The following is a 5,975-nucleotide window of genomic DNA, read 5'->3' on the forward strand; positions in this document are numbered from 1 at the left end:
ACACCGACGAGATCGCGGAGGAACGGGCGGGCTGGCTGTTGGCGTGGCGCGACACGGGGGTTGTGCTCGCGGTCGACCTGGGGACGCCCGCGCCCAAGGTGGTCGCGGTCGACCCCCGCGCACGGGTGCTGCGCTCGACCGAGCGCGGGTACCCGATGCGGACCACGCCGTCCGGGGAGGCCACCCAGGACCCGGACGAGGTGCTCGCCGCCGCGCTGGCGGCGGTGTCCGAGGTGGCGCTCGCCTGCCCCGAGGGCGTGCGCGCGCTGGTGCTGACCGGCGCGCTGCACACGCTGCTCGGGCTCGACGAGTCCGGCAGGCCGGTGACCCCGTCGCTCAGCTGGGCGGACCGGCGCGCGGTCGAGCAGGTGGCGCGGCTGCGGGCCGCGGACGGCGTCGCGCTGCACCGGGCCACCGGAACGCCCGTGCACACCATGTCGCCGCTGGTGAAGCTGCGCTGGTTCGCCGACCACGGGGTCCGGGCGCACCGGTGGTGCGGGCTGAAGGACTACGTCTTCGCCCACCTGACCGGGGTGCTCGCCACCGAGCACTCCTCCGGGTCGGCGACCGGGCTCATGGACCTGCGGGCGCTCGACTGGCGCCCGGAGGCGCTCGAGCACGCGCGGGTGCGCGCCGAGCAGCTCCCCGAGCTGCACGCGCCCACCGCCTCGTTCCCGCTGCGCGCGGTCGTCGACGGGGTCGCCCCCGGCACGCCGGTCGTGCTCGGCGGCGGTGACGGGCCGCTGGCCAACCTGGGCGTCGGCGCGATCGTGCCCGGCGTGGCGGCGCTGTCGCTGGGCACCAGCGGGGCGCTGCGCGTGGTGAGCCCCGAACCCGCCGTGGACGAGCGCGGCCGGGTGTTCTGCTACGCCATCGGCGACGGGCTGTGGACGGTCGGCGGGGCGGTCAGCAACGGCGGCGTGGTCGCCTCGTGGGCGGCCGAGTCGTTCGGGGCCGACGTGGTGGAGCTGCTCGACGAGGCCGCGCGCGTGCCGGTCGGCGCGTCCGGGGTGACGGCGCTGCCGTACCTGCTGGGCGAGCGGGCCCCCTGGTGGGACGCGGACGCGACGTCGGCCGTGGTCGGGCTGCGCCGCGAGCACGGGCGCGCCGAGCTGACCAGGGCCCTCGTGGAGGGCGTCGCGCAGCAGCTGGCGCTGGTGCTCGACGCGGTGCGGTCGGTCGCCGAGGTGCGCCTGGTGCGGGCCACGGGCGGCGCGCTGCGGCACGAGCTGTGGGCGTCGGTGCTGTGCGCCGCGCTGGACGTGCCGCTGGAGATCACGGAGGACACCGGCGGGTCGGCGGTGGGCGCGGCGCTGCTGGCGTGGCGCTCGCTGGGCGAGCTGGACTCGCTGGCGGGCACCGCTGACCTGGTGGTCCCGGAGCGGCGGTACGAGCCGGACCCGGACGCGGCGGCGCACTACGCGGCGGCGCGACCGGGTGTGGAGCGGTTGTACGAAGCTCTTCGGGGCCTTTGAGCGTGGCGCGGGCGCGCCAAGCGGGCGGTTCTGCTTTAGGCTCAGCCCGCAACCACGATCGGGGGAAGCCCGCGCGGGTCGCGCCGTGTCGCCGAGCGACGCGGGGCAGCCCTGTGCAGGATCGCGCCCGCGCCCCGGAGTGTTCGGCCGGTGTGGTGGTTGTTCGACATGTTTCACGGCAGAGGAGAAGGCAGTGGCAACTGGCAAGGTGAAGTGGTTCAACGCCGAGAAGGGCTTCGGTTTCATCGAGCAGGACGGCGGTGGGCCGGACGTGTTCGTGCACTTCACCGCGATCAACGCCTCCGGCTACCGGTCCCTGGAGGAGAACCAGGCGGTCACGTTCGAGGTGACCCAGGGTCCCAAGGGGCCGCAGGCTGAGAACGTCCAGCCCTCCTGATCGAGCCGCGCAGGGTGGCCCCGCTCCAGGCGGAGGCCACCCTCGGGTGGTCGGGCCCCGGTGATCGGCTTCCGGTGGCCTGGCCGCCGGTGGTCGGGGCTCAGCCCGCGGCCACCGGCTCCGGCGTCCGCCCCCGGACGCCCAGCAGCACCACGAGCCCGGCGATCGCCAGCGAGCCCAGCGCCGCCACCGCGAACCCGGTCGACGGCCCCACGCGGTCGATCGTCCAGCCGACCACCGGCTGGCCCAGCGCGGATCCGAGCGTGAACGCCGTGCCCTGCAGGCCCAGCGCCGTGCCGCGCGCCCCCTCCGGGGCCATCGTCGTGATCGCCTCGCCGGTCGCCGTCAGCGTCGGCGCGCACAGGAAGCTGGACAGCGCCAGCGCGGCCCCCAGGAGCCACGGTGAGCCCCCGGCGACCACCAGCGGCAGGGTGAGCACCCCCATCCCGGCCATGAGCGCCCAGACCGGCACGGGTCGCTCGAACCCGCCGTACCAGAACCCGCCGACCAGCGACGCCGCGCACATCACCACGATCGCGGCCCCGGTCCACCCGGTCAGGCCCTGAGCGCGCATCTGCGCCACCGTCGCGAGCTCCACCCCGGTCAGCAGGAACGTCGCCCCGCCCGCGCTGATCAGCACCCCGAGCAGCCGCCGGTCCAGCCACCCGCGCGGGGCCTGCCCGCCGGGCGCGGCGCCACCGGCCCGCAGCGGCGGGTCCACCACCCACAGCAGCAGCCCGGACAGCACCACGGCCGTGCCGATCACCCACATCGCGGGCCGCCCGGTGAAGTGGGTGCCCAGGAACACGCCGAGCGCGGGGCCCGCCATGAACGCCAGCTCCACCGCCATCGAGTCCAGCGCCAGCGCGGTGCGCCTGCCGCTCTCCGGCACCAGCGCGGTCAGCGCCTGCCTGCCCAGGCTCATCACCGGCAGCGCGGCCAGCGAGGACAGGAACGCGGTCACCAGCAGCACCGGGTAGGACAGCAGCGGCGCGGTGAGCCAGAACAGGGCCTCCACCACGATCGACACGCCGACCACCGCGCGCAGCCCGCGCCGGTCCAGCATCCGCCCGAGCAGCGGCGACCCGATGGCGCTGCCCGCCGTGGCGGCCATGCCGACCAGGCCCGCGGCGGCGTAGCCGTGGTCCAGGGCGAGCAGCACGTGCATGGTCAACGTCATGCCGACGCCGGTGATCGGGATCCGCGCCAGCAGCACGACCAGCATGGTCGGGACGACCTGGGGGGTGCGCAGCACGGACCGGTAGGCGTTCAGGCTCACCGGGACATCCTCGCTCTCGCGGGCAACATCTTTATCCACTCACTTTCTTGACTTGCTCCAGAAAAGGGCGTTGGGTGGGTTGCGCCCACCGCACGGGCGGGAACCCAGGGGGACCGGACCGACCGACGAGCGCCAGAGGAGCGACGAGCACCGTGACCGACGCACGTCCCACCACCAACAACGCGGGAATCCCGATCGCCAGCGACGACCACTCGCTGACCCTCGGCCCCAACGGGCCGATCCTGCTCCAGGACCACTACCTCATCGAGAAGAACGCCCAGTTCAACCGGGAACGCGTCCCCGAACGGGTGGTTCACGCCAAGGGCGGGGGCGCTTTCGGCCACTTCACCACCACGGCCGACGTCTCCCGCTACACCAAGGCCGCCCTGTTCCAGCCCGGCGTGAAGACCGAGGCGCTGCTGCGCTTCTCCACCGTCGCGGGCGAGCTGGGCTCCCCGGACACCTGGCGCGACCCCAGGGGCTTCGCGCTCAAGCTCTACACCAGCCAGGGCAACTACGACCTGGTCGGCAACAACACCCCGGTGTTCTTCCTGCGCGACCCGATCAAGTTCCCCGACTTCATCCGCTCCCAGAAGCGCCGCGTCGACACCGGCCGCCGCGACCACGACATGCAGTGGGACTTCTGGACCCTCCAGCCCGAGACCGCCCACCAGGTCACCTGGCTCATGGGCGACCGGGGCATCCCGCGCACCTGGCGCCACCAGAACGGGTACGGCTCGCACACCTACCTGTGGGAGAACGCCGAGGGCGAGCGGCACTGGGTGAAGTACCACTTCAAGACCGACCAGGGCGTCGAGACGCTCACCTCGGACGAGGCCGCCCGCATCGCGGGCGAGGACGCCGACGCGCACCGCGCCGACCTGTGGCACGCCATCGAGCGCGGCGAGTTCCCCTCGTGGACGCTGCACGTGCAGGTCATGCCGTACGAGGACGCCGCGGGCTACCGGTTCAACCCGTTCGACCTCACCAAGGTGTGGCCGCAGGGCGACTACCCGCTCGTCGAGGTCGGCAAGCTGGTGCTGGACCGCAACCCGTCCGACCACTTCGCCGAGATCGAGCAGGCCGCGTTCGAGCCCACCAACCTGGTGCCCGGCATCGGGGCCTCCCCGGACAAGATGCTGCTCGGCCGGATCTTCGCCTACCCCGACGCGCACCGGTACCGCATCGGCGCGAACTACGCGCAGCTGCCGGTGAACCGGCCCAAGTCGCGGGTGGACTCGTACGCCAAGGACGGCGCGATGCGCTACGGCAACGCCAGCGACCCGGTGTACGCGCCCAACTCCTACGGCGGCCCGCACGCCTCAGCGGCGGTCGGGTCCGAGGCCACCACCTCCTACGGCGTCGAGGACGCCGTCGTGCGCTCCGCGTACCGGCTGCACGCCGAGGACGACGACTGGGGCCAGGCGGGCACGCTCGTGCGCGAGGTCATGGACGACGCCCAGCGCGACCGGCTCGTCGAGACCGTCGTCGCGCACGCGGGCAACGGCGTCTCCGAGCCCGTGCTGCGCCGCGTCTTCGAGTACTGGCGCAACATCGACAAGGGGATCGGCGACCGGATCGCCGCCGCCTTCGACGGCAGGTCCTGATCGGACCGCGCCGGACCGGATCGGGCGGTGGCGCGGGTCTCACCCCGGTTGATCCAGTCCGGCGCGGGTACTCACCCGCTGCGGAGAGTGAGCTGCCGCACGACCGGGTAAGACCGCGTGGTCGCCGGTGTTGACGCCAGTGCGGGGCGACGACGTCCCGCCGTCACCGGCTCTAAGGAGACTCGAGCATGAACGTGCTGTACACCGCCGAGGCGATCGCACTGGGCGACGGCCGCAACGGCGAGGTCCGGTCCTCCGACGGCGTGATCGACGAGCAGCTCGCCATGCCCAAGGAGCTCGGCGGCCCCGGCGGCGACAAGACCAACCCCGAGCAGCTGTTCGCGGCGGGCTACGCGGCCTGCTTCCACAGCGCGCTCAAGCGGGTCGCCGGCCAGGCCAAGGCGGACATCACCGACTCCACGGTCACCGCCAAGGTCGGCATCGGCCCCAACGACCAGGGCGGCTTCGGCCTGACCGTCGAGCTCGCCGTGCACATCCCCGGCGCCGACCAGGCCGCGGCCCACAAGCTCGTCGAGACCGCCCACCAGGTCTGCCCGTACTCCAACGCGACCCGAGGCAACATCGAGGTGGCCCTCACCACCACCGTGTGACACGCCACCGTGTGAAGGAGGAGCTGGACGCCATGAGCAAGTCCCCGATCACCAGTCCGCTGTCGGACGAGGCCAAGGACGCGGTCGGCCACGTCCTGCAGGCCACCCTCGTGGACCTGGTCGACCTGTCGCTGGTCGCCAAGCAGGCGCACTGGAACGTGGTCGGCAAGAACTTCCGCAGCGTGCACCTCCAGCTCGACGAGTTGGTGACCACCGCGCGGACCTACGCCGACCAGGTGGCCGAGCGCGCCGCCGCCCTGGGCGTCACGCCCAACGGCAAGGCGAAGACCGTGGCGGAGTCCTCCGGGGTGCCGGAGTTCCCGGACGGCTGGCTCAAGGAGGACGACGTCGTCAAGGCCGTCGTCACCACCCTCGCCGCCCTCATCGGGCGGATGCGCGAGCGCATCGACGAGACCGACAAGCCGGACCCGGTCACCCAGGACCTGCTGATCGAGATCACCAAGCAGTTCGAGGAAGCCCACTGGATGTGGCAGGCCCAGCAGCAGTAACACTCCTAGCGGTGCGGAGGCCTGAGTGACCGCAGGGAAAAGCACCCTGCGTTCACTCACCGCTCCGCACCGCCGTGCGGGAGGGCCCGCCCCGGTT

At 73.0% G+C, this 5,975-nt stretch carries 6 protein-coding genes; 5 read left to right on the forward strand and 1 reads right to left on the reverse strand.

The annotated features are described in order from the left end of the window. Positions 1 to 62 precede the first annotated feature (62 nt). Complete coding sequence (locus ACTUAL_RS06690) at positions 63 to 1,475, forward strand: gluconokinase (protein ID WP_440899638.1); 1,413 nt, start codon at positions 63 to 65, stop codon at positions 1,473 to 1,475. A gap of 193 nt (positions 1,476 to 1,668) precedes the next feature. Next, on the forward strand, positions 1,669 to 1,872 hold the full coding sequence (locus ACTUAL_RS06695; protein WP_096491083.1) for a cold-shock protein: 204 nt from the start codon (positions 1,669 to 1,671) through the stop codon (positions 1,870 to 1,872). Between the two features lie 100 nt (positions 1,873 to 1,972). Here ACTUAL_RS06695 and ACTUAL_RS06700 read toward each other — a convergent pair whose 3' ends face one another. Continuing rightward, entirely contained in the window at positions 1,973 to 3,151 is a 1,179-nt protein-coding gene (locus ACTUAL_RS06700; protein ID WP_440899637.1) for an MFS transporter, read from the reverse strand. A 152-nt stretch (positions 3,152 to 3,303) separates the two neighbouring features. Between ACTUAL_RS06700 and ACTUAL_RS06705 the strand changes: the two genes are divergently transcribed. The 3 genes from ACTUAL_RS06705 to ACTUAL_RS06715 all read left to right on the forward strand — a co-directional run bounded on the left by ACTUAL_RS06705 (position 3,304) and on the right by ACTUAL_RS06715 (position 5,878). After that, on the forward strand, positions 3,304 to 4,758 hold the full coding sequence (locus ACTUAL_RS06705) for a catalase (RefSeq protein WP_096491085.1): 1,455 nt from the start codon (positions 3,304 to 3,306) through the stop codon (positions 4,756 to 4,758). Between the two features lie 188 nt (positions 4,759 to 4,946). Continuing rightward, positions 4,947 to 5,369 (forward strand): organic hydroperoxide resistance protein, encoded by a 423-nt coding sequence (locus ACTUAL_RS06710; RefSeq protein WP_096491086.1) that lies wholly within the window; start codon positions 4,947 to 4,949, stop codon positions 5,367 to 5,369. A gap of 32 nt (positions 5,370 to 5,401) precedes the next feature. Next, positions 5,402 to 5,878 carry a Dps family protein gene (locus ACTUAL_RS06715; RefSeq protein WP_096497540.1) on the forward strand — a complete coding sequence of 159 codons (477 nt, stop codon included), beginning with the start codon at positions 5,402 to 5,404 and terminating at the stop codon, positions 5,876 to 5,878. The last annotated feature ends 97 nt before the right edge of the window (positions 5,879 to 5,975 follow it).

The sequence above is a fragment of the Actinosynnema sp. genome, assembly GCF_052038725.1.